The sequence below is a fragment of the Streptomyces sp. NPDC107562 genome (assembly GCF_055657325.1).
Genome location: NZ_JBVKBE010000001.1, coordinates 226,195 through 252,129, shown reverse-complemented (window position 1 = coordinate 252,129; position 25,935 = coordinate 226,195). Strand labels below are relative to the sequence as shown.

At 72.8% G+C, this 25,935-nt stretch carries 23 protein-coding genes; 15 read left to right on the top strand and 8 right to left on the bottom strand.

Annotated elements, in window-relative coordinates:
- Window positions 1-50 precede the first annotated feature (50 nt).
- The 3 genes from ACZ7LV_RS01205 to ACZ7LV_RS01195 are packed head-to-tail and all read left to right on the top strand — an operon-like array spanning window position 51 to window position 3,256.
- Complete coding sequence (locus ACZ7LV_RS01205) at window positions 51-1,523, top strand: APC family permease (RefSeq protein ID WP_471934717.1); 1,473 nt, start codon at window positions 51-53, stop codon at window positions 1,521-1,523.
- Window positions 1,524-1,535: 12 nt separating this feature from the next.
- Complete coding sequence (locus ACZ7LV_RS01200) at window positions 1,536-2,495, top strand: hypothetical protein (RefSeq protein WP_471934716.1); 960 nt, start codon at window positions 1,536-1,538, stop codon at window positions 2,493-2,495.
- 44 nt (window positions 2,496-2,539) lie between these two features.
- The gene (locus ACZ7LV_RS01195) at window positions 2,540-3,256 is read left to right on the top strand and encodes a Type 1 glutamine amidotransferase-like domain-containing protein (RefSeq protein WP_471934715.1); all 717 of its coding nucleotides are present in this window, start codon (window positions 2,540-2,542) and stop codon (window positions 3,254-3,256) included.
- Window positions 3,257-3,284: 28 nt separating this feature from the next.
- Here ACZ7LV_RS01195 and ACZ7LV_RS01190 read toward each other — a convergent pair whose 3' ends face one another.
- Together ACZ7LV_RS01190 and ACZ7LV_RS01185 are read right to left on the bottom strand one after the other, a co-directional pair.
- The gene (locus tag ACZ7LV_RS01190; protein WP_471934714.1) at window positions 3,285-5,627 is read right to left on the bottom strand and encodes a glycoside hydrolase family 65 protein; all 2,343 of its coding nucleotides are present in this window, start codon (window positions 5,625-5,627) and stop codon (window positions 3,285-3,287) included.
- On the bottom strand, window positions 5,624-6,364 hold the full coding sequence (locus ACZ7LV_RS01185; RefSeq protein ID WP_471934713.1) for a beta-phosphoglucomutase family hydrolase: 741 nt from the start codon (window positions 6,362-6,364) through the stop codon (window positions 5,624-5,626). The genes ACZ7LV_RS01190 and ACZ7LV_RS01185 overlap by 4 nt, the downstream gene beginning before the upstream one ends.
- 726 nt (window positions 6,365-7,090) lie before the next feature.
- Here ACZ7LV_RS01185 and ACZ7LV_RS01180 point away from each other — a divergent pair.
- On the top strand, window positions 7,091-7,744 hold the full coding sequence (locus ACZ7LV_RS01180; RefSeq protein WP_471934712.1) for a nucleoside/nucleotide kinase family protein: 654 nt from the start codon (window positions 7,091-7,093) through the stop codon (window positions 7,742-7,744).
- Here the strand turns inward: ACZ7LV_RS01180 and ACZ7LV_RS01175 are convergent.
- Entirely contained in the window at window positions 7,741-9,579 is a 1,839-nt protein-coding gene (locus tag ACZ7LV_RS01175; protein ID WP_471934711.1) for a hypothetical protein, read from the bottom strand. The two genes, ACZ7LV_RS01180 and ACZ7LV_RS01175, sit on opposite strands and share 4 nt — an antisense overlap.
- Before the next feature lie 267 nt (window positions 9,580-9,846).
- Here ACZ7LV_RS01175 and ACZ7LV_RS01170 point away from each other — a divergent pair, with 267 nt between their 5' ends.
- The 3 genes from ACZ7LV_RS01170 (at window position 9,847) to ACZ7LV_RS01160 (ending at window position 14,361) form a co-directional block, all read left to right on the top strand.
- Window positions 9,847-10,770 carry a MurR/RpiR family transcriptional regulator gene (locus ACZ7LV_RS01170; protein WP_471934710.1) on the top strand — a complete coding sequence of 308 codons (924 nt, stop codon included), beginning with the start codon at window positions 9,847-9,849 and terminating at the stop codon, window positions 10,768-10,770.
- A 348-nt stretch (window positions 10,771-11,118) separates the two neighbouring features.
- Window positions 11,119-11,499 carry a hypothetical protein gene (locus ACZ7LV_RS01165; RefSeq protein ID WP_401667093.1) on the top strand — a complete coding sequence of 127 codons (381 nt, stop codon included), beginning with the start codon at window positions 11,119-11,121 and terminating at the stop codon, window positions 11,497-11,499.
- 156 nt (window positions 11,500-11,655) lie between these two features.
- Window positions 11,656-14,361 carry a SpoIIE family protein phosphatase gene (locus ACZ7LV_RS01160; RefSeq protein WP_471934709.1) on the top strand — a complete coding sequence of 902 codons (2,706 nt, stop codon included), beginning with the start codon at window positions 11,656-11,658 and terminating at the stop codon, window positions 14,359-14,361.
- Window positions 14,362-14,429: 68 nt separating this feature from the next.
- On the opposite strand, the gene ACZ7LV_RS01155 is transcribed toward ACZ7LV_RS01160, so the two are convergent.
- On the bottom strand, window positions 14,430-14,780 hold the full coding sequence (locus ACZ7LV_RS01155) for a MarR family transcriptional regulator (RefSeq protein WP_471934708.1): 351 nt from the start codon (window positions 14,778-14,780) through the stop codon (window positions 14,430-14,432).
- A gap of 131 nt (window positions 14,781-14,911) precedes the next feature.
- Between ACZ7LV_RS01155 and ACZ7LV_RS01150 the strand changes: the two genes are divergently transcribed.
- The 3 genes from ACZ7LV_RS01150 (at window position 14,912) to ACZ7LV_RS01140 (ending at window position 16,927) form a co-directional block, all read left to right on the top strand.
- Entirely contained in the window at window positions 14,912-15,580 is a 669-nt protein-coding gene (locus tag ACZ7LV_RS01150) for an anti-sigma factor antagonist (RefSeq protein WP_471934707.1), read from the top strand.
- A 99-nt stretch (window positions 15,581-15,679) separates the two neighbouring features.
- Window positions 15,680-16,372, top strand: coding sequence for a TetR family transcriptional regulator (locus ACZ7LV_RS01145; RefSeq protein WP_471936032.1), 693 nt, complete (start codon window positions 15,680-15,682; stop codon window positions 16,370-16,372).
- Window positions 16,373-16,513: 141 nt separating this feature from the next.
- Entirely contained in the window at window positions 16,514-16,927 is a 414-nt protein-coding gene (locus ACZ7LV_RS01140) for a Zn-ribbon domain-containing OB-fold protein (protein WP_471934706.1), read from the top strand.
- A gap of 44 nt (window positions 16,928-16,971) precedes the next feature.
- Here the strand turns inward: ACZ7LV_RS01140 and ACZ7LV_RS01135 are convergent, their stop codons facing one another.
- Both ACZ7LV_RS01135 and ACZ7LV_RS01130 read right to left on the bottom strand, forming a co-directional pair.
- Window positions 16,972-17,349: a PPOX class F420-dependent oxidoreductase gene (locus ACZ7LV_RS01135; protein WP_471934705.1), complete on the bottom strand. Its 378-nt coding sequence runs from the start codon at window positions 17,347-17,349 to the stop codon at window positions 16,972-16,974.
- A gap of 53 nt (window positions 17,350-17,402) precedes the next feature.
- A complete protein-coding gene (locus ACZ7LV_RS01130; RefSeq protein WP_471934704.1) occupies window positions 17,403-18,581 on the bottom strand; it encodes a MalY/PatB family protein in 1,179 nt (392 codons plus the stop codon).
- A 158-nt stretch (window positions 18,582-18,739) separates the two neighbouring features.
- Here ACZ7LV_RS01130 and ACZ7LV_RS01125 point away from each other — a divergent pair, with 158 nt between their 5' ends.
- Entirely contained in the window at window positions 18,740-19,570 is an 831-nt protein-coding gene (locus ACZ7LV_RS01125; RefSeq protein WP_471934703.1) for an SAM-dependent methyltransferase, read from the top strand.
- 118 nt (window positions 19,571-19,688) lie between these two features.
- Window positions 19,689-21,050 carry a S1 family peptidase gene (locus ACZ7LV_RS01120; RefSeq protein ID WP_471934702.1) on the top strand — a complete coding sequence of 454 codons (1,362 nt, stop codon included), beginning with the start codon at window positions 19,689-19,691 and terminating at the stop codon, window positions 21,048-21,050.
- A gap of 48 nt (window positions 21,051-21,098) precedes the next feature.
- Here ACZ7LV_RS01120 and ACZ7LV_RS01115 read toward each other — a convergent pair whose 3' ends face one another.
- A complete protein-coding gene (locus ACZ7LV_RS01115; RefSeq protein WP_401667072.1) occupies window positions 21,099-21,284 on the bottom strand; it encodes a hypothetical protein in 186 nt (61 codons plus the stop codon).
- A 100-nt stretch (window positions 21,285-21,384) separates the two neighbouring features.
- Window positions 21,385-22,545 carry an ROK family transcriptional regulator gene (locus ACZ7LV_RS01110; protein WP_471934701.1) on the bottom strand — a complete coding sequence of 387 codons (1,161 nt, stop codon included), beginning with the start codon at window positions 22,543-22,545 and terminating at the stop codon, window positions 21,385-21,387.
- Window positions 22,546-22,713: 168 nt separating this feature from the next.
- Here ACZ7LV_RS01110 and ACZ7LV_RS01105 point away from each other — a divergent pair, with 168 nt between their 5' ends.
- From ACZ7LV_RS01105 to ACZ7LV_RS01095, 3 genes are read left to right on the top strand one after another with little or no spacing between them, the layout of a single operon-like run.
- A complete protein-coding gene (locus ACZ7LV_RS01105; RefSeq protein WP_471934700.1) occupies window positions 22,714-23,610 on the top strand; it encodes a carbohydrate ABC transporter permease in 897 nt (298 codons plus the stop codon).
- Window positions 23,611-23,639: 29 nt separating this feature from the next.
- On the top strand, window positions 23,640-24,554 hold the full coding sequence (locus ACZ7LV_RS01100; RefSeq protein WP_471934699.1) for a carbohydrate ABC transporter permease: 915 nt from the start codon (window positions 23,640-23,642) through the stop codon (window positions 24,552-24,554).
- Window positions 24,555-24,579: 25 nt separating this feature from the next.
- The gene (locus ACZ7LV_RS01095) at window positions 24,580-25,926 is read left to right on the top strand and encodes an ABC transporter substrate-binding protein (RefSeq protein ID WP_471934698.1); all 1,347 of its coding nucleotides are present in this window, start codon (window positions 24,580-24,582) and stop codon (window positions 25,924-25,926) included.
- Window positions 25,927-25,935: the final 9 nt, after the last annotated feature.

The window sequence follows — 25,935 nt, the reverse complement described above, 5'->3', positions numbered from 1 at the left end:
TCGCCGGGACGTTCCGGCCTGGCGGCGTGCAAGGCGAAAGCAGCGCAGGCATGAGCAAGAGCACGGGCAGGGGGCTCCAGGCGGGCGCCCTCGGTACGTTCGACACCGTGGTGATGGCGGTCGCGGGCAGCGCTCCGGCGTACTCACTGGCCGCCACCACGGCCGTTCTGTTCGGGGCGGTGGGGCTGGCCGGCCCGGCGGCTCTGCTGTACTGCGCCATCCCGATGCTGGGCATCGCGCTGGCCTTCAGCCGGCTCAGCCGCATCGACGTGAACGCGGGCGCCAGTTACTCCTGGGTGGGCCGTACGCTCCATCCGTTCCTCGGGTTCATCAGCGGCTGGGCACTGGTGGTGTCGGCGACGATCTTCATGGTGGCCGGATCGCTGCCCGCGGGGGCGATGACGCTGGCCCTCTTCGACGAGGAACTCGCGGACGACACGGCGCTGGCGTCCGCGGTCGGCGCGGGCTGGTTCCTCGTGATGCTGCTGGTGGTGCTGGGCGGCGCCCGGCTCACCGTGCGCGCGCAGCTGCTGATGTCGGGCGTCGAACTCTTCGTCCTGGCCGTGTTCGCGGTGCTGGCACTGCTGCACGCGGACAACGCCCGTGCGTTCGACTGGTCCTGGCTCGGTTTCAGCCACTTCGACGGCCTGTCGGGCTTCGCGTCGGGCGCGCTGGTCGCCGCGTTCTACTACTGGGGCTGGGACGTCGCCTGCAATCTCAGCGAGGAGACCCGCAACAGCCGCCGCACCACGGGTCTCGCGGGCCTCATCGGCATCGGGATCGTCTTCCTGCTGTTCATGGTGTTCACCCTCGCGGTCAATGTCGTGCTCTCCACCCGGCAGATCGAGGAGAACGGCGCCGACGTGCTCGCGGTGCTCGGCGACGAGATCTGGCCCGGGTGGGGCGGCAGGCTGATCGTCGTGGCGGTGATGCTGTCGACCATCGCCACCCTGGAGACGACGCTGATCCAGGTGACGCGGTCGCTGTTCGCGATGGGGCGGGACCGTACGATGCCGTCCGCGCTGGGCCGGGTGCACCGCAGGTGGAACACGCCGTGGGTGGCGATCGCCGTGGTCGGGGTGGTGGCGCTCGCGATGTTCGTCGCCGCGAACGCGCTGGGCTCGGTGGGCGACATCCTGTCCGAGGCCATCTCCGCGATCGGTCTGCAGATCGCCGTCTACTACGGTCTGGCCGGCCTCGCCGCGGTCGTCGCCTACCGCGGGACGCTGCTGCGTTCGCCGGCGCACTTCGTGCTCGGCGGACTGTGGCCGTTGCTCGGCTCGCTCTTCATGTTCTGGGTCTTCGTGGAGTCCCTGGGCGAGTTGAGCGCGGCGGCAATCGCGATCGGCGTCGGCGGGCTCGCCGTGGGCCTGGTGCCGATGCTGTGGTACTGGCGCCGGGGCAGTGACTACTACCGCCCGGACCGGCTGGACGCGACCCGCGCCATCGCGCCGGACTACCCGCCGGGCGGCCGCCCCGCCGCGGCCGCCCGCAGCCACGAGGGTCTCTCCACCGACTTCTGAAAGAGACCCCTGATGGCGCGCGACCGCTTCGCCCCCGACTTCGACCCCGACGGCGGGGACGCGGACCTCACCGCGGCCCGTCACGACATCGTCATCGGCCGCTGGCAGGGCCTGCGTGAACTGCTGCGGTCCACCGGCTCCGACTGGCCCCTGCGGGGGCACCGGGTGCGGCTGCTCGCGCAGGCCTGCGCGAACAGTTCGGCGGTGGAGTCCTGGCTGGCCGCCGAACCGTACAGCGCGGACGCGCTGGTGCTGCGGGCCGCGACCGAGACGGCACGGACCTTCGACATGGCCATCGCGGCGGGCCGGGGCGTGCCGATCGACCAGGAACGCGTCGACGGCACGGTGCTGGCGTGCCTGCGCGCCACGGAGGCCGGACCGGCGGACCCGACGCCGTGGATCTCACTGATCTCCGTGGCCCGGCTCCATCCGCAAGGGGTGCGCCGACGCGAACTGGCCCGCTGGTGGGACGAGCTGCACCGCCGCGACCCGTACAGCATCGAGGGCCACCTCCAGGTCCTGCACTACTACTCCGCGCGCTGGCACGGCACCCACGGTCTGATGTACGACTTCGCCCGCGACGCCGCCGGAGTGGCCCCGCCGGGCTGCGCGCTGCCGGTGCTGGTGCAGTACGCCCGCGTCGAGGAGTTCCGCTACGCCCTGGACGCCGCCCGCGGCCGCCACTCCTCGATGGCCCTCGGGCAGCACTGGGACCACGACGGTGCCGTCAGCGACGTACGCCGCACCTGGCAGCGCTGGATCCGGGAGCGCCCGGACGTCCCGGTCACCCCGGTCGAGCTGCGCGATCTCAACCACCTCGCGCACGCCGCCTGTCACGCGGGCACCCCCGACGTCGCCGGTGAACTGCTGCGCCTGCTCGGCCGCCGGTACACGCGAACTCCCTGGTCGTACACCGGTGATCCGGTGAAGGAGATCACCAAGTGGCGGGCCCAGTTGCGGCTGTCAGGCTGACACACTGGGCCCGCGTTCCCGTCCCGCGCCCAGGAGGCATCCCCGTGACCGCCGCTCCCCCACGCCGTCTGGCCCTGCTCGGCGGGGGTTTCAGCAGCGACGAGGACGGGCTGCTCGACGACTGGGTGCTCGGCCACGCCCGCGCGTCGGCGCCGAAGGTGTGCTTCGTCCCCACCGCGAGCGGCGACGCGTCCGCCTACGTCGAGCGCTTCCTGGACGCCTTCCGGCCCCGGCGGTGCGAGCCGTCCGTACTCCCGCTGTTCAGGCGGGAGATGGACGACGCCCGGCTGCGGGAGTTCCTGCTCGCGCAGGACGTGGTGTACGTCGGCGGCGGCAACACCGTGAACCTGCTGGCCGTATGGCGCGCGCACGGCGTCGACCGGCTGCTCACCGAGGCCTGCGACGGCGGCACCCTGCTGTGCGGGATCAGCGCCGGGGCCAACTGCTGGGCCGAGGGCTCGCACACCGACTCCTTCGGCCCGCTGACCGCCCTGCCGGACGGCCTGGGCCTGCTCCCCGGCTCCGTCTGCCCGCACTACGACAGCGAACCGGGCCGCCGCCCCTCGTACCGCGCGGCCGTCGCGAGCGGCGCGCTGGCCGCCGGGTGGGCTCTGGACGACGGTGTGGGGGCGCTGTTCGCGGACGGGGAGCGGACGGAGGCGGTGACCCGCACACCCGGCGCCCGGCTGTACCGGGTCGAGCCGGACGGCCGGGGCGGGGCGGCGGAGCGGACCGTGACACCGCGGCCGCTCACCGGCTGAGCCGGCCCGCCCCGCCGCCGGGACCGGCTCAGCGAGCGTTCGGGACGCGGTGCGGGGGCTGCTTCGGTGCCGGGCGCGAGGGCGTCGGGGGGACCGTGCGCACGGCGGGCGTGTCGGGGCCGACCTTCAGGGACTCGCCGTGGTGACCGATGGTCAGGGCCGCGCCGGACAGCAGGGTGTACGTGGCCTTGTCGGGGGCGATCTCCACGCGCAGCCGGCGGTCCAGGAGCTGGACCGTGAACGCCAGCCTGCTGAACCGTTCGGGCAGCCGGGGCGCGAAGCGGAGCGTGTCGCCGTCGCGGCGCATCCCGCCGAAGCCGGCGACCAGCGCCGTCCACGTACCGGCCAGCGAGGCGATGTGCAGTCCGTCGCGGGTGTTCTGCTCCAGGTCGGCCAGGTCCATCAGGGCCGCCTCGACGGTGTAGTCGTAGGCGAGCTGGAGGTGGCCGGCCTGGGCGGCGACGACGGCCTGGACGCAGGCGGAGAGCGAGGAGTCCCGCACCGTCAGCGGCTCGTAGTAGGCGAAGTTGCGGGCGATGTGCTCGTCGTCGAAGTGGCTGCCGCAGGTGTACATCGCGAGGACCAGGTCGGCCTGCTTGACGACCTGTTTGCGGTACAGGTCGAAGTACGGGAAGTGCAGCATCAGCGGGAACCGGTCGGCGCCCGTCGCCTCGAAGTCCCAGCGCTGGTGGCGGGTGAAACCCGCGTGCTGCTCGTGCACACCGAGGGCGGCGTCGTACGGGATGTGCATGGCGTGCGCCGCGTCCCGCCAGGTGGCGCTCTCCTCGGCGTCCGCCTCCAGGCGCGCGGCCTGTTCGGGGTGGCGCTCCACGGCCTCGGCGGCGGCCAGCAGGTTCGCCCGCGCCATCAGGTTGGTGTACGTGTTGTCGTCGGCGACCGCGCTGTACTCGTCCGGGCCGGTCACCCCGTCGATGTGGAAGGCGCCCCGGGGGTCGTGGTGGCCGAGGGAGCGCCACAGCCGGGCGGTCTCCACCAGCAGTTCCACCCCGGTGTCGCGTGCGAAGTCGCGGTCGCCGGTGGCCGCCACGTAGCGGACCACGGCGTCGGCTATGTCGGCGTTGACGTGGAAGGCGGCGGTGCCGGCGGGCCAGTACGCCGAGCCCTCCGAGCCGTCGATCGTGCGCCACGGGAACGCGGCGCCGCGCAGGCCCAGTTGGGCGGCGCGCTCGCGGGCGGCCGGCAGGGTGGTCTGCCGCCAGCGCAGCGCCTCGGCGACGGCGCCGGGCTCGGTGTAGGTCAGCAGGGGCAGCACGAACGTCTCGGTGTCCCAGAAGGCGTGCCCGTCGTAGCCGGAGCCCGTAAGTCCCTTGGCCGGGATCGCCCGGCCCTCGGCGCGGGCGCCGGCCTGCAGGACGTGGAAGAGGGCGAAGCGCACCGCCTGCTGGATCTCCTCGTCGCCGTCCACCTCCACGTCGGCCCGCGCCCAGAAGTCGTCGAGGTAGGCGCGCTGTTCGTCGAGCAGGCCCTGCCAGCCGCTGTGCGCGGCCGCCGCCAGCGCCGCCTCCACCTGGTCGCTCATCGCGGGCCGGGAGCGGGCGCCGGACCAGCCGTGCGCGACGAGTTTCTCCACCCGCAGCCGCCGGCCCGGCTCGAGCACGGAGGTGACGGTCAGGCGCGACACGTCCACGTTGCTCTCGCTGTGGGTGGTCGTGCCGTCGGGGCCGGTGACGTAGTGATCGGCGGCGACGGCGACCCGCAGGCCGCTGCGGCGGGTGCGGTGCACCAGGCGCAGCCGGGAGCCGTCGGCGAAGTCCTCCTCGGGCTCCAGCGGCGACTTGAGCGCCCCGGCGGCGCGCGGGTCGCCGTTCGGCTCGGGCAGGCTCTCGTTGGCGACGAGTTCGGACTGGATCACCACCCGCGTACGGCTGTCGACGGGCTCCACCTCGTAGGCCACGGCGGCGATCGCCCGCTGGGTGAGCGACACCAGCCGGGTCGACCGTACCCGGACCGTCGAACCGGCCGGCGAGGTCCACTCGCAGACCCGCTCCAGCACGCCCCGGCGCAGGTCCAGGGTGCGTTCGTGGGCGACGAGCCGCCCGTGGCGCAGGTCGAAGGGCTCGTCGTCGACGAGCAGCCGGATCACCTTGCCGTTGGTGACGTTGATGACCGTCTGGCCGGACTCCGGATAGCCGTAGCCGGCCTCGGCGTACGGCAGCGGGTGCACCTCGTGGACCCCGTTGAGGTAGGAGCCGGGCAGGCCGTGCGGCTCGCCCTCGTCGAGGTTGCCGCGCCAGCCGACATGGCCGTTGGACAGCGCGAACACGGACTCGCTCTGCGCCAGCACGTCGAGCCCGAGGTCCGTCTCGCGCACCGTCCACGGCTCGACGGTGTACGCCCCCTGCGTGATCACTCGCTGCCTCCCAGTTCGGCGAGGTCCCGCACGACGCGGTCCGCGCCGTGCGCGTACAGCGCCCGCGCCTGACCGGTGCGGTCGATGCCGACGACGTAACCGAAGCTGCCCGCGCGGCCCGCGTCCATGCCGGCCAGCGCGTCCTCGAACACGGCGGCCCGGCGGGCCTCGACGCCGAGGTCGTGGGCGGCGGCGAGGAAGGTGTCCGGGCGCGGCTTCCCGGGCAGTTCGCGCTCCGCCGCCACGACGCCGTCGATCCGGACGTCGAACAGGTCCTCGGCGTCGATCGCGCGCAGCACGTCACGGCAGTTGGCGCTGGACGAGACGATCGCGGTGCGCAGGCCCCGGGCGCGGACCGCCTCGATGTAGCGCAGTGTGCTGTCGTAGGCCTCGACGCCACCGGTACGGATCTTCTCCAGCAGGAGGTCGTTCTTGCGGTTGCCGACGCCGTGCACGGTCGACGCGTCGGGCGGGTCGCCGGGGGTGCCCTCGGGCAGTTCGATGCCGCGCGACGCGAGGAAGGCGCGCACGCCGTCCGCGCGCGGGAGGCCGTCGACGTACTCGTCGTAGTCGGCGTCGGCGTCGAACGGCCGGAAGCCGTCGCCGTCGCGGGCGCGCAGAAAGGCGTCGAAGGTCTCCTTCCAGGCGGCGGCGTGGACCACCGCCGTCCTGGTGACGACCCCGTCGAGGTCGAAGAGGCAGGCCTGGATGTCTTCGGGAAGACCGAACTCCGTCATACAGGAACGCTTCCCCGCCGGGCCGGGTCCAGCGAGTGGCACGGACCACACGAGCCGTACGGGGGTGGCGGATCCGGACACGCACGGCGGCCGTGCGCCAAGGGCGGGCAGGGATGGCCGCCCCGCGAGCAGACAGGCACGGTCCCGAAAGCCAGCCGCCCCGCCGGCGGGCGGGCATAGGCCCGGTGGCCGGTCGACGCCGGGCGGGCGGGCATAGGCCCGGTGGCCGGTCGAGGCCCGGGCGGGCAGGCATGGCCTTGGAGACCAGTCGCCCCGCCACCGGGCGAACACGAGCCCAGAAGCCAGCCACCCCGCGAGCAGGGTGCGCAGTCCCGGAAGCCACTCGCCCCGGACGGGCGGGCATAGGTCCGTTGGCCGGTCGCCCCCCCCGGCCGGCAGGCATGGTCTCGGAGACCACTCGCCCGCCACCGGGCGAACACGAGCCCCGAAGCCACTCGCCCCACCAGCAGGCGAACATGAGCCCAGAAACCAGCCACCCCGCGAGCAGGGAGCACGGTCCCCGAAGCCACTCGCCCCGGACGAGCGGGCATAGGGCCGGTGGCCGGTCGAGGCCGGGGCGGGCAGGCATGGTCCCGAAGGGCACTCGCCCCGCCCGCAGGCGAGCATGAGCCCGGAAGCCGGTCGCCGCCGCGGGCGGGCGGGGGCGGGATCGGAGGCCGGTCGGGCGGGGGTCGGGGATCCGGCTCGGATGGCACACTCTGCGGTGTGCCGGTGACCTTTCACGACCTCCTCGCCCGCGCCCGTGCCCTCACGGCGGACGGCCGCCGGGCCGTCCTCGGCGTCGCCGGCAGCCCCGGCGCGGGCAAGACGACGCTCGCCGAGCGCCTCGTACGGGAGCTCAACGGCTTCGGTCCGCCGTGGGTCGCCCACGTCCCGATGGACGGATTCCACCTCGCCGACGCCGAGCTCGACCGGCTCGGCCGCAGGGACCGCAAGGGCGCGCCGGACACCTTCGACGCGGCCGGATACGCCGCCCTGTTGCGGCGCCTGCGCGAGGACGAGGACGACGTGGTCTACGCGCCGGGCTTCGAGCGGGTGTTGGAGCAGTCGCTCGCGGGGGCGATCCCCGTCCCGCCGTGGGCCCGTCTGATCGTGACCGAGGGGAACTACCTGCTGCTCGACTCGGGAGCCTGGGCACGCGTCCGGTCGCAGCTGGACGAGGTGTGGTTCTGCGAGGTGCCCGAGCCGGAGCGGATCCGCCGTCTCGTCGCCCGGCACGAGGAGTTCGGCAAGGGCCACGCCGAGGCGGTGGCATGGGTCATGGGCACGGACCAGCGCAACGCCGAGCTGGTCGCGACGACACGGGACCGCGCCGACCTCGTCGTGAGCGCGGACCAGGAAACGCCGGAGACCCCCTAGGCGGGTTCCAGCGTCAGCTCCGGAGAGCCGTGGGCGTCGCCCGCCGCGTCGCCGATCAGGGCGGTGAACGCCTCGGTGCGGACCGTCAGACCGCGCGGGCCGGCGTCGAAGGCGGGCGCGTAGGGCTCGGTGGAACCCCCGTAGCGCACGGCGAAGACGTGCAGGTCCGCCGGCGCACCCGGGGCCGGGCCCGCCTCCAGGGCCGTCGAGGAGACCAGGTGCCCCCAGCTCTCGTCGGGGTCGCCGAAGACGCGCGGGTCCGCCGAGAGGGCGAACGCCGCCTGCTCCTGGGTGATCTCCGCCCGGGCGTCGAAGTGGTCGGGCCCCGGCGACGACGGGTGCGTCAGCCGCACATGGCCCGCCGAAGTCACGCCCGCGGGCCGCGCGGTCCTGCGCACCCGGTCGCCGTCGTCCGCCGCGTACGGCATCCCGGCCAGCAGATGAGGTGTGCCGGCGAGCCGCTGCACGGCGACCGTCACCCACAGCCGCGTGCCGTCGGTGACGTACAGGGACCGCACATGGCGCAGGACGCGCTCGCGGTCCACGACCGGCTGGGTGACCAGCTTGCCGGCCAGCCCGCCGCCGCGCAGGTCACGGACGCGGACCTCGCCGAACGGGCGGCACAGCAGCAGCCCGTCCGTCACCGGTCCGAAGCCGTGCTGACGGTCGACGGCGGCGGGGAGGTAGTAGGTGCCCGCCGCCTCGACGAGTGACGGGGTCATCCGGTCGTCGAACGCCACGGAGACGCCGCCCGCGCGCAGTTGATGGCGTGCCGGGGCGGTCGAGGGGGTGCGGTGCCAGCCCGGGGTGTCCTGGATCTGCCAGACCAGCATGAACGCGAAGTGCCCGTCGAGGCCGCCGTCGGGCCCCGCCGCGTGCCGGGCCCAGCGCGTGTCGCCCCGGTAGCGGCCCAGGTCGGCGCCGATGCGGCGGCCGAAGTGACGCAGGCCCAGGACCGCTTCGAAGCCGCAGTGCTGTTCGCTGTAGCGCGGCCCGCCGATGTCGAAGCCGCCGCCGGTGAGACGGGCGTCGAGGTGACGGGCGAGCGCGTCGCCGTCCTCGGCGAAGGCCTCCTCGCCGCTGACCCGGTACGCCTGGGCGAGGAAGGACAGGGAGATCGGGCCGTAGTTGTTGTCGTACGCCCCACCGTGCTCGGGCGGCAGCAGCTCGCCCCGGGAGCGGACCCGGCGGGCGCGGATCCCGTGGTCGTACAGGCTCATCGCGCGCAGCCGGACCCCCGTGCCCTGCCGGGGCGGGAGGTGGCGGGCCAGCATCAGGCCGCCGACGACGCAGCCGATGGCCTGGTTGGCCGCCCGCTGCGGGTCGAAGAACGTGGCCTCGGTCAGCCAGCGCCAGTAGCCGAGCGCCAAAGCGGTGAGCTCCCGGCGCAGTTCGCCGTCGAGGAGGCCGTCCGCCGCGTCCAGCACGTCGACGCTCTGGAGCAGCGCCCATACCGTGCTCGGCCAGTCGCCGTGCGGATGCGCCCCCGCCCGCAGGACGAAGCGGGCGTGCGGCAGTCCGGAGTCGCGCACGACGAGGTTGGGGTAGCCGGGGTTGTCCTCGTGAAAGACGCGCTCGCGCAGGTGGAAGGCGAGGCTGTGGCGCACCGCCTCCGGCAGTCGGGGGTCGCGGCCCCGCTGCCAGGCGAGCGCCAGCAGGGAGGTGACGCCGAGGGAGGTGTCTCCGACGTCGAGCACGGCGGTGGGGCGTTCGAGGCTGCCCTCGGCGGTGAGGCGGGCGAGGGACTCCTCGGCGACGGCGGCGAGGACGGCGTCGTAGGCCTCGGGGGTGTCCGGCAGGTCGTGCAACGGGCGGCGCTGGTATGGGAGATGCACGTCCGTCAGCCTTTCCGCGCGGCCGCCGCGGTGAACGCCGCGGTGGTTGCCGCCTCCGTCGCCCGGCGCCGGGCCGGACCGGCGGGCCCGGTCGCCCGCCGCCCCGCGCCCGGACCGGCCGAGGGCTCCCGCAGGCCGCACCGAGGCGCGTGCCCGGGGGCGGCGAAGGGCACCTTTCCGGGTGCCCTCGGTGACCGGACTGCGCCCCTGATCGACACGGTGCGTGAGCTATGTTGAAGCTTCCTGGGAAGCAAAGGAGGCGCACCGGTGCCATCGCCGCAACAGGCACGCGCACAGGCGTCCGCGATCACCTCGGGCAAGGGCGCGCCGGAGGCGGAGGCCGCCCCGGCCCACCAGCTCAGGGCGCTCTTCGACCGGCCCCGGCTGTCTCCGGGGCAGCGGCGCATCGCCCAGTACCTGATCGAGCACATCACCGAGGCGGCGTTCCTGCCGATCACCGAGCTCGCCGATCGGGTCGGGGTCAGCCAGCCCTCCGTGACCCGGTTCGCGGCGGCCGTCGGCTTCAGCGGCTACCCCGCGCTGCGGGAGAAGCTCCAGGCCATCGCCCTCGGCACGCTGGCCGGTGGCCCCGCGACCGCCGAGGAGGACCGGGGCAACGAACTCCAGGCGGCGGTCGACGCGGAGATCGAGAATCTGGAGAACCTCCGCCGTGACCTCGCCGATCCGGCCCAGGTCGTCGAGGTCGGCAGACGGCTGTCGCAGTCGGCGCCGCTGACCGTGCTGGGCCTGCGCATCTCGGCCTCCCTCGCCGAGTACTTCGCGTACGCGGCCCGCCGTATCCACCCGGACGTGCGGCTGGTGACGCGGGGCGGCAGCGTCGCCTACGACGCGCTGCTGCAGGCGCGCGAGGCCGGGGGCACCTGGGTGCTGGTCTTCTCGCTGCCGCGGCACGCCCAGGAGACGCTCGCCGCCGTACGCCTCGCGCGGGGCGCCGGGCTGCGCGTCGCGTTGATCAACGACCTGGCGTTCGGGCCGCTCGCGGAGGAGGCCGACGTCACCTTCGCCACCGGGATGGGCTCCCGGCTGGTCTTCGACTCCTACGCCGCTCCCGGTGTGATGGCGGCGGCGCTGCTCCAGGCCATGACCGACGCCGATCCCGAGCGCACCCAGGCCCGGCTGGAGGCCTACGAGCAGATCTCCGACCAGCACCAGTTCTTCCTGCGGGACTGAGCCCCGCGCCTGTCCGAAGCGCCGACCGAACGGCATGACATAGGGACCTTTCCTTTCAAAGCGCGCATGAATGTTTTCATACGTCTTGCAAAGCGAACGGCATATATAAATACTGCTCGCGGATCCCACCCGCCCGGGGAGGGTCGGCCATCCGCTCCTGAGCAGGCCGCTTCTCCCGGGCACCCGCACGAACACCCGAAGCCGATGTCCCCTACCCACATCGGCGCCCCTGGGTGTTCGGTAGGGGCGGTCCCCGGCTTTCCCCTAGGCCGGGACCGCCCCACCACCGCGGACCATCCCGCGGGCCGCCACCGCGGACCACCTCCGCACCGCAGCACACCGGAAGCGATGATCATGCCTCTGACGTCCATGCGCACCAGCCCGGACTGGCCCTGCCAGGTCAAGACCCCTGGCAGCTACGACTGGGAGCGCTCGGCGGCCAAGTGGCTGCGCGAGCTGGTACCGGCCCGGTACGCCGGCTATCCGGCGCTGATCCGCCACCCCGTGCTGCTCGCCCGTCATGCGCAGATCCAGGTCCAGCAGGAGATCCGGGTGGCGCGGACAGCCCTGCAGACCGCCCGCGCCGATCTGCCGCGGCTGGGGATGCCGGAGTCGGTCATCGAGCACACGATCAAGCTGTACGCAGCCGAGGTGCTGCAACTCCAGCACATCGCGCGCAGCGTGCGGGCGGTGACCGACGCGTTGGTGGAGTTCAACTCGGCACGCTGAGGGGTGCTTGGGGGCGGCAGCCGTCCGGCGGCGCACACGGCCCCGCTCCGCCTGGAGAACAGGCCCGTAGGGCCATGGCCACGGCTGGCCCTTTCGAGTGGATTCCCTCCGGACGACCTTGCACCCCTGGGGGGGTCCCTGTGCGATGCTCGACGCGTGACGAGCGACCCCGCACCCCCTGCCGAGAACGGCACCGGGTCCGACACGGTCACCTCGGCCGGCGCGGTTCCCGGACGCCGCTCCGAGCCGGACCGGCCACGGGATCCGGTGGCGACCTCCGCCGTCCTGGAGCGGGCCAAGGGCGTGGTGATGGCGCTCACCGGACGCTCGGCGGACGCGGCACAGGAGGAGCTCCTCGCACGCGCCCGGGCCGGCGGCCGCACCCTGGTCGAGGAATGCCGGCTCACCCTCTGCGGCGCCTCGTCCCCCGGGACCGTCCCGCCCCACGAAGGCGCTGGGCCACGGCCAGGCACCCCGGAAGATCCCCCCACTCCCGACCCCGGCCGCCGGGAGACCCGCGCCCCCGAAGGGCGGCACACCCCCGCCCCCCGGACGCAGGTCACCTCGGTCCCGGACGCACCGGACACCTTCGCACCCGACGGCCCGGACACCTCCGCCCCGAACACCTCCACGCCCGGCACCCCCTCACACGACGGTCCCAACACCCCCGCACCCGCACCCAAGGGCCTGGACGCCTCCGCTCCCGAGAGCCTGGACGCCATGGACGCCCCGGGTGATCCCGAGGCCTCCGGACCCGAGGGTCCCCATGCCCCCGGCCCCGGCAGCGCGGGCCCCGCGCCCGCCGCTCCCTTCCCCGGTCCCACCCGCGACCCCGCCGAGGACGCCTCGACGCCCCTGGGGCGGCTGGGCGCGGCGCTCGTCGGAGTGCGTGATCCGCAGGAGCTCGCCGGGTGCCTGCTGGAGCACCTCACCGACACCGTCGACGCCGACGCGGTCATGATCTTCGCCCGGCTGCCCGCCGACGGTCTCGAACTGGTCGGCCACGCGGGCATCGACGCCACCCTCGCCGCGCAGTGGCGTCATGTGCCGCCCCTGACCGGCGTCGCCGCGCTGGAGGCGCTGCGCACCGGCGAGCCGCGCTGGCTGGAGGACTACCCGACCGACCGGAAGCGGTTCCTGCTCGTCGGCGACCCGCCCGACCGCTGGCGGTCGCGCGCCTGGCTGCCGGTCGACACCGCCGAGATCTCCATCGGCGTCCTGCGCACCCGGCCCGGCGCGTTCACGCCTCGCACCCGCGACCATCTGCGGGCCGTCGTCCGGCTGTGCGCGGGCCGGCTGCGGGCCTTCGACGCCCTCCCGGAACCCGCCGCCGACGGCTTCGCCGAGACCGTCCGGACCGTGCTCGACACCCTGCCCGGCGCGGCGATGCTGCTCACCCCGCTGCGCGGCGCCTCGGGTGACGTCGAGGACTACCGCATCGACGCGGTCACCGCGGATGCCGTCGACGTGGTGGGACGCACCGGACCCGAGCTGATCGGGCTGCGCATCCTGGAGTGCTGGCCGCCGATCGCGGACGAGTCCCTGTGGCAGCGGTGCCAGGACGTGCTGGGTGCCGGAAAGCCGTACGAGGGAGAGCCGTTCGCGCAGCAGGACGTGGTGGCCGGCGTCGCCGAACTGTCCACGTACTCGGTGCGGGTGGCGCGCCTCGGCGAGGGCCTCGTCCTCAGCTGGGTCCGCCACGATCCGTCGGACCGCCAGGAGCAGCGGCTGGCGGACGTGCAGCGGCTGGGCAACCTCGGCTGGGCCAGCTGGAACCTGCCCTCCGGCGAGGTCACCTGGGCCGACCAGGTCTTCACCGTCCTCGACCGCGACCCCGCGCACGGACCGGTGAGCCTTCCCGACCTGCCCGGCCTCGCGCTGCCGGAGGAGGTGCCGGTCCTGATCCGCGCCATCAGGGCCCTCGTGCACGAGGGACGGCCGGTCGACGTGCCGTTCCGGATCCGGACGGCGCGCGGCGTACGCCATCTGCGGATCGTCGCCGAGGCGGTGGCCGACCTGTACGGCACGCCCGTCGAGGTGCACGGCTTCCTCCAGGACCTCACGGCCCAGCGCAACGCCGAACTCGCCCTGGTGCAGAGCGAACAGGTGAACCTCACACAGCACGGAGCGCTCCAGGCCGAGCGGGCGCTGGCCGCCCGGCTCCAGCACGCGCTGCTGCCCCTGCCGGACAAGCCGTTGCAACTGGCCGGTCTGCGCGTCGAGGTGACCTATCTGCCCGCGCAGTCGGGTATCCATGTCGGCGGCGACTGGTACAGCGCCATCGAACTGCCCGACGGCACCGCCCTGTTCGTGGTGGGCGACGTCGCCGGCCACGGCATGGACGCGGTCGCCACGATGGCCCAGCTCCGGTTCACGGCCAAGGGCATGGTCATCACCGGCTTCTCCCTGACCGGCGCCCTCAGCCGGCTCAACACGCTGCTGCTGCATTCCCGCGACCCGCACGGCACGGCGACGATGGTGCTGGCCCACTACCACCCGGACGAGCGCCGGCTGGTCTGGGCCCAGGCCGGCCATCCCCCGCCGCTGTTGCTGCGCGCCGGGGAGGTACGGCGGCTCGACAGGCCGGCCGGGATGCTGCTGGGCGCGAGCACCACCCCGGTCTTCGAGCGGGCCGAGACCCGACTGGAGCCCGGCGACCGGCTGTTGCTGTACACGGACGGCCTGGTGGAGCGCACGTCGGAGGCGATCGACCTCGGCATCGAGCGGCTCTCGCGGGCCCTCGTCACGCACCACGCCGACGAGCCCGGCTCACTGGGCCCGCTGCTCGCGGCCGTAGTGGAGGACGAACGGCGCGACGACGTCTGTGTGGTGGACATCCGGGTGCCGACGGACGGCGCGTAGCCGCCGGCCTCGGGTCCGCACCCGCCCGCCCTTCGGAAGTCGAGCGGGTCGGCCCTGTCGGGCGCGGGTCACCGCTCGCGGGCCGCCGTCGCGCTGTCCGCTGACTCCCGCCCGCGGTTCACCTCGTCCTGCGCGAGCAGGGCGAGCAGCGCGGCCACGGTCAACCCCGCCTCCGCCGGGTGGCGCAGCACCTTGCTCGGCTCGATGCGATACGTGTTGCCCCGCCCCTCACGCCGGTGGGACAGGTAACCGGCCTGCTCCAGGTCGGCGATGATCTTCTGCACGGCTCGTTCGGTGAGCCTGCAGTGTGCCGCGATGTCGCGTACGCGGGCGGTGTGATCATCGGCGATGGCGGCCAGCACCCGGGCGTGGTTGGTGAGGAAGGTCCATCCGGTATGCGGCTCAGGCACTTCACTCATGGCGCCATCATAGGACCCAGGTTTCCCGCATTCAAAAACGCGAACTAGATTTCATGTATCTCTTGACGTATCGCGGTGTGAGGACGACCCTGATGAAGACGGCAGGCGGGATTTTCGAAGGAGTGTCGGCCATGCCGGAGTCTGCGTACCCGACGCAGTCCGCTGCCCCCGCGGCCTGCCGGCCGCGGCCGTTGTCGGTGACCGCGCATCAGGACGACGACCGCTCGGCCGTGACGGTCAGCGGGGAGCTGGACCTGCACGCGGCCGATACGCTGCGCACCGCCCTGCGTGACGCGCTGAAGTCCGCGACCGAGGGCGTCGACCTCGACCTGCGCGGCGTCACCTTCTGCGACTGCTCCGCCCTGAACGTCCTGCTCGCCCTCCGCGAACGGGCCCTCGCCGAGGGCAAGACGGTCACGATCCAGGCACTCGGCCCGGCGGCCGAGCGGCTGCTCACCCTCACGGGCACGCTGCCCCTGTTCACCGAGGCGGACGACGAGGACGACCACGAACTCGGGGTGGAGGTCGTGCAGCTGCGCCGGGCCATGCAGACCCGGCCGACCATCGATCTGGCCCGCGGGGTCCTGATGGCCACCTTCGGGCTGAGCCCGCAGGACGCGTGGCACGTGCTGGTGATGGTCTCGCAGAACACCAACACCAAGCTTCATCTGCTCGCCCAGGACCTGGTGACGGCCGTACGCGGGGAGCCGCTGCCCGACGCGATACAACGGCAGGTGTCCGCGGCCGTGGCCCGGCTGGCCGAGTCCGGTGACCGCGGGGCACCGGACGACGACGCGTAGCGCCTCGCCCGCACGGCACCCGGTTCCCTCACCGCAGCACCGAGTGCCATCGGACCCCGCCCAGGTGCTACGTTCCGTCCCATGAGCGCGAAACCGCCCATGCGTGAGGCCCTGGTCGCGGCGGCCTTCCAGTTGTTCCTGGAGCGGGGCTACGAACAGACCACCGTGGACGACATCGTGGCCCTCGCGGGCGTGGGGCGGCGGTCGTTCTTCCGGTACTTCCCTTCCAAGGAGGACGTGGTCTTCCCCGACCACGAGCGCTGCCTGGCCGACATGACGGCCTTCCTCTCGGCCGGCGGCGAGGACGACGAGCCGGTGGGCCGGGTCTGCGACGCCGCCCGGCTGGTGCTGCGGATGTACGCCGAGAACCCGGCCTTCTCCGTGCAGCGCTACCGGCTCACCCGACAGGTACCCGGACTGCGCGCGTACGAGCTGTCCGTGGTCTGGCGCTACGAGCGCGCCCTCGCCGACCATCTGCGCGGCCGTTTCGCGGGCCTTCGCGACGGCTCGCTGCGGGCGGACGTGATCGCGGCCGCCGTGGTGGCGGCGCACAACAACGGGCTGCGGTCCTGGCTGCGTTCGGACGGCGAGGGTGACGCGGCCGCCGCGGTGGACCACGCCCTCGGCTTGGTGCGGGACGCCTTCGGGGCGGGGCCCACTCCTCCGGCGCCGGAGCGGCCCGAGGACGTGGTGGTCGTCGTCTCGCGGCGCGGCACTCCGCTGTGGCGGGTGGTGCGGGAGATCGAGACGACCCTCGGACGGGACCGAGGCCCGGCCGCGCACTCTCCCTGAAGTACAGGGTACGGAGTGCCTTTACGAGTGGCACTGAGTGCCATACTCTGAGGCCGTGCACGGTGGCACGGCAAGCCGGGCACAGGCGTGCGCGCGGTGTCGCGCACGTGGATTTCCGGCCGAGCGCAGGGAGTTGCCAGCGTGTACCACCACTCAGGAACCGTCGCTCAGCAGGCGCCCGGCTCCACCGCGGGCCTTCTCGACCGCCGCCCCCAGGACCAGGAGGGCCTGTCCTTCCAGCGGTGCGCCTGGTGCGGAACGGCGATGTACCACCGGCTGCTGTGCCCGGTCTGCCAGGGCAGCGACCTGCGCACGGAGCGCAGCGAGGGCACGGGCACGGTCCGCCACACGACGGTCGTGCACCGCAACACGCCCGGCGCGCGCAACGTGTCCCTCATCGAGATGGCCGAGGGGTTCGTCGTACGGGGCCGGGTGATGGGCCCGCCCGTCGGCATCCACAGCGGCGACCGCGTGCGGCTGTCCACCGCCAAGGACCCGGTGCGGGGCGAGCCGGTGTTCCAGCTGCTCGACGAGCCCTACCGCGCCTGGACCTGACGGGCGACGCCCCCGGCCGGTCGCCCGGGCCAGTCAAAGAGGCCTCAGCCGTTCACCGTCACCCTGATCCCGACCGTGCCCTGCGGGCCGCGGCGCAGCCGGCTGCCGAGGAGCGTGAGCCGGCCGACGACGCCGTACTTGCGGGCGATGAGTCGGCGGTAGCGGGCCGTGGTCTGCGCGTCGGTGATCGCCGCGGTGCCCGGGACCTGCTCCCCGGTCGGGTTGCCGCGCAGGTCGCAGGGGCCCACCAGGACATCGGCGCGGCGCCTGATCCGCTTGACCTTCCAGGAGTCGGTGACCGTCCACACCCCGAGCGCGTCACCGTCGGCGACGACCCAGACGGGTGTGGGGACCGGGGTGCCGTCCTTGCGGTAGCTGGTGATCAGCAGATACTTGCCGGCTCCGAGCCGCGTGGCGTCCATGGCCGGAAGTCTAGGCGTGCGGGCCTCCCTCCAGCGCGGGGCCGTCCGCTCGTTCACTTCAGCGCGGCGGTCATCCGCGCGACGGCCTCCGTGACGATCTCCGGCGAGGTGGCCAGGTTCAGCCGCACATGGCCGGCTCCACCCGTCCCGAACGGCAGGCCGGAGTTGAGGGCCACCCGGCCCCGCCGCAGGAAGTCGTCCGCGGGGTCGTCGCCCAGGCCGAGCGCCCGGCAGTCGAGCCAGGCGAGGTAGGTGGCGTCGCCGGGGCGCCAGGTCACGTCCGGCAGGTGCTCGGCCAGCAACTCGGCGAGCAGGCGCCGGTTCTCGTCGAGGCCCGCGAGCAGGGCGTCCAGCCAGGCGGTGCCGTCGCGCAGGGCGGCGGTGTGGGCGATGGCGCCGAGGTGGCTCTGGCCGTGCCCGACCTCCTCGGGCAGCAGGGCGAGGTCGGCCGCCGACTCGGGGCCCGCGATCGCGAGGGCCGCCTTGAGACCCGCGAGGTTCCAGGCCTTGGAGGCGGACATCAGCGACAGACCGCTGCCGCCGCCGGGCACGTCCAGGTACGGCACGAAGTCCGTGTCGCCGACGACCAGGGGTGCGTGGATCTCGTCGGCGACGACGCGCACGCCGTACTCCCCCGCGAGGCGGGCGACGGTGGCCAGCTCCTCGGCGGTGTGCACGGTCCCGGTCGGGTTGTGCGGGCTGCACAGCAGGTACGCCGCCCGGCGCCCGCCCGCCACGGACTGCCGGAAGGCCTCTTCGAGGACGTCGCAGTCGATCCGCAGGTCCGGGCCCAGCGGCGCCTCGACCACCCGGCGGTCCATGTGCCCGACGAACTGGAAGAACGGTGGATACACGGGCGGGTTGACCACCACCGCGTCCCCGGGCCCGGTCACCAGTCGGAGCATCTCGACCACACCGAGCATCACGTCGGGCACGAGCGCGGTGCGCCGCACGTCGAGCCCGGACCAGCCCCACCGCTTCCCGGCGAAGCCCGCCAGCGCCTCGGCGTAGCCCGTCCCCGCCGGATAACCGGTGTCGCCGAGCGCGACCGCGTCCGTGAGGGCGCGGACGACGGACGGGGCGAGCGGCACGTCCATCTCCGCCACCCACAGCGGCAGCACGTCCTCCGGGTAGGCGCGCCACTTCATGCTCGTCCGGCGCCGCAGCCGGTCGAGGTCCAGTGCGCGCAGCGGGTTCGCGGCACCGGACGATCCGTGCGGGTTCCTGGTCATGGGCCCACGATATGCGGCCGCGGGAGAGGCGCGCGGGCACGCGTGGCACCGAAATCGCACAAGGCCCCGCAAAGATCAATTCATCGGTCTAGATTGCGTCTTGACACCGCACGGGGCGGCTTCCCGCCCTGCACCAGGCATCCCCAGGAGCTGATTCCGTGACCGAGAACCCACCAGCCGCGGACGGTATTGCCCAGTCGCTGCGCGAGCGCATCAACACCTCCCAGCCGCACACGGCCCGCATCTGGAACTACTGGCTCGGCGGCAAGGACAACTACGAGGTCGACCGGGCGGCCGGCGACCAGATCCGCCAACTGCACCCGGGCATCGGCGAGTACGCCCGCGCGGACCGCCTGTTCCTGGGCCGCGCCGTGCGGCACCTGGTCTCCGACCTGGGCATCCGTCAGTTCCTGGACGTCGGCACCGGCCTGCCCACCGCCGACAACACCCACGAGGTCGCCCAGCGGATCGCCCCCGACGCCCGGATCGTGTACGTCGACAACGATCCGCTCGTCCTCGCGCACGCCCGCGCGCTGCTCACCAGCACCCCCGAGGGCCGCACCGACTACCTCGACGAGGACCTGCGCAACGTCGACGCGATCCTCGGCCACGCGGCGAAGACGCTGGACCTCACGCAGCCCGTGGCGCTGATACTCCTCGGCGTCGTCATCTTCCTGCGCGACGACGAGGACCCGTACGGCGTGGTCCGGCGGCTGATGGACGCGCTGCCCCCGGGCAGCCACCTGGTGCTGTCGCACACCATCACCTCGCCCTCGATGCCGGACGTGGACGAGGCGGTGACGTTCTGGAACGAGCACGGCACCCCGAAGCTGACCCAGCGCACCCCCGAGGCCGTAGAGGGCTTCTTCGACGGCCTGGACCTGCTGGAGCCCGGCGTCGTGTCGTGCTCGCGCTGGCGTCCGGAGGCCGGTGACGGCGCGGAGCCGGAGGAGGTCGCGATGTTCGGCGGAGTGGCACGCAAGAACTGAGCCGGCCGCCCCGGGGGTGAACGCTGCCGGACCCCGGCACGTATGGAGAGAGGGCGCTCGACGACCTGGGCGCCCCGCGGTGCCATCGCGCCGCGTGTTCGGGGTTCGGGAGCCATGCATGAGGCACGCACGACGACGGATCGTCCGGCGGGCGACACGGCTGGCGTCAGTCGGCGGGATCGTCCTCGGGGCGGCGATGGTCACGCAGGCGGTCGCGAGCGAACCCCCCGCCGCCGCGCCCCGGGTACTCGCCGAGGACGCCGGCGCGGGCCTGGCCGAGGACACCGGTGCGGGCCTCGTCGAGCGGCTCGGAGCCGCCCGTACGGCGGGCAGTTGGAGGGACGACGCGGGCCGGCCGGTCGTCGCGGTCACCGACGACGAGGCGGCGGCCGAGGTCCGCGGGGCGGGCGCGGCGGCGAAGCTGGTGCGGCACAGCATGCGGGAACTCGCGGCCGCCACGGAGGTACTGCGCGCGGCGCCGCGGGTGACGGGCACGGCGTGGGTGGTGGACTACCGCGCTAACGAGGTGGTGGTACGAGGCGACAGCACCGTCTCCGCCGGCGACTGGTCCGACATGACCGATCGCGCGGAGGGCATCGGTGACTTCGTCCGCATGGAGCGCACGGAGGGCACCTTCACCACCCGGATCAACGGCGCCCTGCCGATCCTGTCCACCGCCGGGCGCTGTTCGGCGGGGTTCAACGTCACCGACGGGACGCGCGACTTCATCCTCACGGCGGGGCACTGCGGCCCCAACGGATCCGTCTGGTTCGCGGACGGCCGGGGCGACCGGCCGGTGGGCCGGACCGTCGCCGGCAGCTTTCCCGGCGACGACTACTCCCTCGTGCAGTACGACGGGGGCCGGGCGGGCGACGGCGCGGGTGTCGTGGCCATCGGCGACGGGCAGGGCGTGCGGATCACGGGTGTGGGCGAGCCGTCCGTGGGGCAGCGGGTGTTCCGCAGCGGCAGCAGCAGCGGGTTGCGTGACGGCGAGGTGACCGCGCTCGACGCCACGGTGAACTACCCCGAGGGCACGGTAACCGGCCTCATCGAGACGAACGTGTGCGCCGAGCCCGGGGACAGCGGCGGGCCGATGTTCTCCGAGGGGATCGCGCTCGGCGTGACCTCGGGCGGCAGCGGCGACTGCCGGTCGGGCGGCACGACGTATTTCCAGCCGCTGCCGCGGGCGCTGTCCGCGCTCGGCGTCCAGCTGATCGCCTCGGGCCCGCAGAACGGGCAGGGTGCCGCTCCGGCGCCCGCGCCGTCGGGTCCGCAGAGCGCGGCGGCGCCGGGGACGGCCACGCCGATCTCGGCGGAGACGGGCAGGGAGTTGCTCGCACGGCTGTCGGACCCGAGGAACATCGGGCCCGGCCTGCTGGTCGTCGGGGGCAGTCTGGTCGCGCTGGTGGCCACGCGGTGGATCCGTACGGAACAGGACCGCAAGGCCTACCAGCGCCATTACTCGGCCACGTGGGGCTGACGGAGAAATCCGGGGACGGAAGGGGCCACACGGCCCGTCACCGGTGGGTCAGGCGGCCTGCGCCGGCTGCGGCGCCGCGGCCGCCCACTCCAGGACGAGGCGCTGGTACACCTCGCGCTGCTCGGTGCTCAGTGTCCCGCCCGACCGGCGCCACAGCGCCCGGATCTCCTCGTTGACCTCCGCGGCCGATCGCTCGGTGGCGGCTTCAACACTGGTGGACATGGTGTGAAGCATACGGCGCCCCAGGTGAAGGCGATGTGAGTAATCACGAGCCAATCGGACATATCGGGCAGTGTCCCTGATCACGTCCATGTCCCCCAACCGGCCGGGCAGTTCAGGCGTCCGCCGCCCCCAGCACCAGGACCTGGATGGCCAGGACGGCGGCACCGCGGGCCCAGTCGTGGAAGTCGGACCGCCTGGTCTCCAGGTCGACCGCGGCGGCCAGCGGATGGCGGCGGGCGCGGATCGTCTCCTCCACCGTGGCCCTCGCCACATCCATCAGTCCGACCCCCTCACCGGCGAGCAGGATCTTCTGCGGCATCGCGAAGTTGGCGATGTGGGCGAGGAGAATGCCGAGGCCGCGGGCGGCCTCGGCGACGACGCGGGCGCACAGGGCCTCCCCGGCGGCGGCGAGGCCCAGGATCTCCTCGTAGGTGTGGTCGCGTCCGGTGGCGGCCCTGATCTGGTAGCGGATGCTCGGAATGGTCAGCAGCGAGACCGCGCTGCCGCGCTCGCCGTCGGGCGTGAGCGGCCCGTGGGGGTCGAGGATCCAGCGCCGGCCGAAGGCCCGGTCCTCCCCCTCGGACGGCACCCGCCGGCCACCCAGCACCAGCCCGTAGCCGATACCGGCGCCGATGGTGAGCACCACGAACCGGTCGAGGCCGCGTCCGGCACCGAACCAGGTCTCCGCCTCGACGAGCGCCGCGACGTCGTTCTCGACGACGACGGGCAGCCCGGTGCGCTCCTCGACGAGCGCGGCGAGCGGAATGTCACGCCAGTCCAGGAAGGGCGACTCGCCCACCACGGCCCGGTCCTGCACGAAGCCGCCCACCCCGATGCCGATACCGGCGAGCCCCGGGTGGCTGCGGGCCAGCTCGCCCACCATGTCCGCGAGCAGGTCCGCCACCGCGCCGGGGTCGTGCGTGGTCAGGGGGCGGTCGTGCCGGGCGACGATCTCGCTCCTGAGCGTGGTGACGACGCCGTAGACCATGTCCTCGGTGACCTTGAAGCCGACGAAGGACCTGGAACCGGCCACCACGTCCAGCGGCTGCGAGGGCCTGCCCTGCCTGCTCTCGCCCGGCGCGCAGCCGTCGGGGGACTCGATCAGCAGACCGGACTCGATCAGCGGCTTCGTCAGCCGGGTGAGACTGCCGGCGGAGAGGTCCAGCCGCCGGGCGAGCTCCGCGCGGGAGAGCGGGCCGCCCACGAGCACCTCGATCGCCACCGAGCGCTCCCCCGGACTCAGCGGCAGCCAGCTGGCGGAACCTGCGGTCATCTGGGTCGGACCTCCACGCCTTTTTACTTTTGCTCCTGAAGTAATGCGCTCACTCTACAGCGCAAGGCACGGCCTTCAGAAGATCTCTGCACACCTCTTGACGCAGAGATTCTTCCGGCTCAAAAGTAAGTGGCCCCAGAGGAGCCGCCCCAGCCGAGGAGCCCGCCCATGTCCGTCGCCTCCCACGGTCCGCCGACGTCCCGGGGGGACGGGCGTCTCGCGGCCGTGTTCCTCGCGCCCGCCCTGCTGGGATTCCTGGTCTTCCTGCTGTGGCCCACGCTGCGGGGGGTGTATCTGAGCTTCACGCGGTTCAATCTGCTCACGCCGGCGCAGTGGGTGGGCCTGGACAACTACGTCCGCATGGTCAAGGACCCCATCTTCTGGGACTCGATGCGGACCACCGTCGTGTACGTCGTGATCAACATCGGGGTGCAGACCGTCTCCGCGCTGGCGATCGCCGTGCTGCTGCAACGCCTGACCCGATCGGCGACGCTGCGCGGCATCGTGCTCACGCCCTACCTCATGTCGAACGTCGTCGCCGGCATCGTCTGGCTCTGGATCCTCGACACCCAGCTGGGCATCGGCAACGAGATCGTCACCGCGCTCGGCGCCGACCGCATCCCGTTCCTCGCCGACGAGACCTGGGCGATCCCGACGATCGCGCTGATCAACGTGTGGCGGCACGTGGGCTACACCGCGCTGCTGCTGTTCGCCGGTCTCCAGGCCATCCCGGCCCCGCTGTACGAGGCCGCGAAGGTGGACGGCGCCGGCGAGTGGCGGATGTTCCGGCGGATCACGCTGCCGCTGCTGCGCCCGGTCCTGGCCGTCGTGCTGATCATGACGGTGATCGGCTCCTTCCAGGTGTTCGACACGGTCGCCGTGACGACCTCGGGCGGCCCGGCGAACGCCACCAACGTCCTTCAGTACTACATCTACGGATCCGCCTTCGGCCGCTTCCAGTTCGGCTACGCCTCCGCGATGTCCGTGGCCCTGCTGATCGTCCTGACCGCCATCACCGTCCTGCAGTACCGGCTCACCCGGGCCGGCCGGACCGACCTCGGCTGACGGATCGGCTGACGGAAGGGAGAGACGACATGACTGCCGTCGCGACGACGACCGTACGGCGTGCGAGGCGCAGGCCTTCCCTCGGGCGGGTGCTGGCCTGGACGGTGATGGCCGCGATCGTGCTCGTCACGATGCTGCCGTTCTACTGGATCCTGCGCACCGCCCTGTCCAGCAACACCGGGCTGGCCGCGCAGCCCGCCGACCCGCTGCCGGTCGGCCTCACCACCGGCGGTTTCGAAAGGGCGCTCGGCCTGCAGTCGACCGAGGAGGCGATCGCGCAGGGCGGGTCCGGCGGCGGGCTCGCGTTCTGGCGCTATCTGCTCAACTCGGTGCTGGTCTCCACGCTGATCACCGGGTGCCAGATCTTCTTCTCGGCGATGGCCGCGTACGCCTTCTCGCGGCTGCACTGGAGGGGCAGGGACGCGGTGTTCGGGCTGTTCCTCGCCGGGCTGATGGTGCCGACGATCTTCACCCTGCTGCCGAACTTCGTGCTCATCAAGGAACTCGGCCTGGTGGACACCCTGCTGGGGATCGCGCTGCCGACGATGTTCATGACCCCGTTCGCGGTGTTCTTCCTGCGCCAGTTCTTCATGAACATCCCCCGCGAGGTGGAGGAAGCCGCGCTCCTCGACGGCGCGGGAAAGGTCCGCGTCTTCTTCCGGGTCCTGCTGCCGATGGCCTCGGCACCGGTCCTGACGCTGGCCGTACTGACGTACATCACCTCCTGGAACGACTACTTCTGGCCGCTGATGGTGTCCTACAGCGACAGTTCGCGCGTGCTGTCCGTCGCGCTGGCCGTCTTCCGCGCCCAGACACCGCAGACCGGCACCGACTGGTCGGGGCTGATGGCCGCGACGCTCATCGCGGCGCTTCCGATGCTGGTGCTGTTCGGGCTCTTCGCCCGCCGCATCGTCGGCTCCGTCGGCTTCACCGGGATCAAGTGAGGGAACTTCCATGCGCTTTACCGCCATGCGCTTTCGTACGGTCCTCACGTCGCTGGCCGGCGCCGTGGCGCTGTCCCTGGTGGCCGGGTGCGCCCCGGGCGGCTCCTCGGGGTCGTCGCGGAACACGGTGACGTACTGGCTCTGGGACGCCAATCAGCTGCCCGCCTACGAGGCCTGCGCCAAGGACTTCGAACAGCGCAACCCCGGCCTGGACGTCAGGATCACCCAGTTGGGCTGGGACGACTACTGGACCAAGCTCACCGCGAGCTTCATCGCGGGCACCGAGCCCGACGTGTTCACCGACCACATCCAGAAGTTCGGCCAGTTCGCCGACCTCGAGGTGCTCGAACCCCTCGACGACCTGGGCATCGAGGAGTCGGACTACCAGCCGGGGCTCGCCGCCAACTGGACGGGGCAGGACGGGCACCGCTACGGCGCCCCGAAGGACTGGGACACGGTCGCCCTCTTCTACAACAAGAAGCTCGCCGCGCAAGCCGGCCTCACCGCGGCGCAGTTGGGCGACCTGTCCTGGAACCCGCAGGACGGCGGCACCTTCGAGAAGGCCGTGGCCCGTCTCACCGTCGACAAGAACGGCAGGCGGGGCGACGAACCGGGCTTCGACAAGGACGACGTGAAGGTCTACGGGCTCGCCACGGGAGGCGCGGGCGACGGCGACGGCCAGACGCAGTGGAGCCCGTTCACCGCGTCGGCCGGGTGGAGCTACACGGACAAGAAGCGCTGGGGCAGCGCGTACCAGTACGGCAGCGAGACCTTCCAGTCGGTGATCGACTGGTACTTCGGGCTGGCGGAGAAGGGCTATCTCGCACCGTTCACGGACTACAGCAACAACGCCAACCCACCCAACGCGCAGGTCGCCGCGGGGACGGCCGCGGCCGCCTTCGACGGCGCCTGGATGATCTCCACGTACCACGGCGCGAAGGGCCTCGACGTCGGCACCGCCGTCACTCCGCGGGGCCCGACGGGCAAGCGGGCCACCATGATGAACGGCCTCGCCGACTCGATCACCAAGAACGCCCGCAACAAGGCGGGCGCCAAGAAGTGGGTCCGCCATCTGGCCTCCGACGCGTGCCAGCGCACCGTCGGCGGCTACGGGATCGTCTTCCCGGCGACCCCGGACGGCACCGCGGCGGCCGTCGCGGCCTACCGGAAGAAGGGCGTCGACGTCTCGGCGTTCACCGAACCGGTCTCCGGCCAGGGCGACTTCACGACCTTCTCCTTCCCCGTCACCGACTACGCGGCGGACGTGTTCGCGCTGATGCGCCCCGCCATGCAGGACATCTACGCCAACGGCGCTCCGGTGAGCGGCCTGGATCAGACCAACCACCAGATCAACTTCCTCCTCGGCCAGTGAAAGGCAGCC

What these genes read in the sequence shown, in the direction of transcription:
- ACZ7LV_RS01135 (WP_471934705.1), bottom strand. Translation starts at nt 17,349, where the DNA reads ATGGACGCCACGCGGCTCGGAGCCGGCAAGTATCTGCTGATCACCAGC.
- ACZ7LV_RS01120 (WP_471934702.1), top strand. Translation starts at nt 19,689, where the DNA reads ATGAGGCACGCACGACGACGGATCGTCCGGCGGGCGACACGGCTGGCG.
- ACZ7LV_RS01115 (WP_401667072.1), bottom strand. Translation starts at nt 21,284, where the DNA reads ATGCTTCACACCATGTCCACCAGTGTTGAAGCCGCCACCGAGCGATCG.
- ACZ7LV_RS01145 (WP_471936032.1), top strand. Translation starts at nt 15,680, where the DNA reads ATGCGTGAGGCCCTGGTCGCGGCGGCCTTCCAGTTGTTCCTGGAGCGG.
- ACZ7LV_RS01095 (WP_471934698.1), top strand. Translation starts at nt 24,580, where the DNA reads ATGCGCTTTCGTACGGTCCTCACGTCGCTGGCCGGCGCCGTGGCGCTG.
- ACZ7LV_RS01155 (WP_471934708.1), bottom strand. Translation starts at nt 14,780, where the DNA reads ATGAGTGAAGTGCCTGAGCCGCATACCGGATGGACCTTCCTCACCAAC.
- ACZ7LV_RS01165 (WP_401667093.1), top strand. Translation starts at nt 11,119, where the DNA reads ATGATCATGCCTCTGACGTCCATGCGCACCAGCCCGGACTGGCCCTGC.
- ACZ7LV_RS01110 (WP_471934701.1), bottom strand. Translation starts at nt 22,545, where the DNA reads ATGACCGCAGGTTCCGCCAGCTGGCTGCCGCTGAGTCCGGGGGAGCGC.
- ACZ7LV_RS01200 (WP_471934716.1), top strand. Translation starts at nt 1,536, where the DNA reads ATGGCGCGCGACCGCTTCGCCCCCGACTTCGACCCCGACGGCGGGGAC.
- ACZ7LV_RS01185 (WP_471934713.1), bottom strand. Translation starts at nt 6,364, where the DNA reads ATGACGGAGTTCGGTCTTCCCGAAGACATCCAGGCCTGCCTCTTCGAC.
- ACZ7LV_RS01130 (WP_471934704.1), bottom strand. Translation starts at nt 18,581, where the DNA reads ATGACCAGGAACCCGCACGGATCGTCCGGTGCCGCGAACCCGCTGCGC.
- ACZ7LV_RS01205 (WP_471934717.1), top strand. Translation starts at nt 51, where the DNA reads ATGAGCAAGAGCACGGGCAGGGGGCTCCAGGCGGGCGCCCTCGGTACG.
- ACZ7LV_RS01105 (WP_471934700.1), top strand. Translation starts at nt 22,714, where the DNA reads ATGTCCGTCGCCTCCCACGGTCCGCCGACGTCCCGGGGGGACGGGCGT.
- ACZ7LV_RS01150 (WP_471934707.1), top strand. Translation starts at nt 14,912, where the DNA reads ATGCCGGAGTCTGCGTACCCGACGCAGTCCGCTGCCCCCGCGGCCTGC.
- ACZ7LV_RS01100 (WP_471934699.1), top strand. Translation starts at nt 23,640, where the DNA reads ATGACTGCCGTCGCGACGACGACCGTACGGCGTGCGAGGCGCAGGCCT.